This window comes from Desulfothermus okinawensis JCM 13304 (assembly GCF_054654515.1).
Genome location: NZ_BAAIEW010000079.1, coordinates 1 through 500, shown reverse-complemented (window position 1 = coordinate 500; position 500 = coordinate 1). Strand labels below are relative to the sequence as shown.

The following is a 500-nucleotide window of genomic DNA, read 5'->3' as shown; positions in this document are numbered from 1 at the left end:
GAAATGGGAAGTGACCTATTTCAAGGTTTTTTCTTTCAAAAGCCAGAAGTAGTTAAAGGCAAATCCATACCCTCAACCACTATCACTAAATTAAAACTTTTGGCTTTTTTTTCAAAAAAAAACGAAAATAATATAGATGAATTAGAAAATACAATAAAAACTGACCTTACGTTAAGTTATAAACTTTTAAACTACATCAATTCTCCTGCAATAGGACTTCCCAATAAAATAAAATATATACGACAGGCCATAAATCTGCTTGGGTATGAAAATGTAATAAAATGGTGTAGAATATTTTTGCTAAGCATCATAAACCCAACAGACAGGGGACTGGAGATCATTCGCCAATCTACTATTAGGGGATATTTTTTAATGGGTTTAAAAGATTTTATAAAAACAGATCACACAGAGGATGAGTTGTTTTTACTTGGTCTGTTTTCCCTTTTAGACGCACTACTGGACCAGCCCATGGAGGATATTGTAGATATTATACCCTTAGA

At 32.4% G+C, this 500-nt stretch carries 1 protein-coding gene; it reads left to right on the top strand.

Going from position 1 to position 500, the window contains the following annotated elements:
- A partial coding sequence (locus ACYQ0O_RS13105) for an HDOD domain-containing protein (RefSeq protein ID WP_459893786.1) occupies positions 1–500 on the top strand: 500 nt, incomplete at both ends.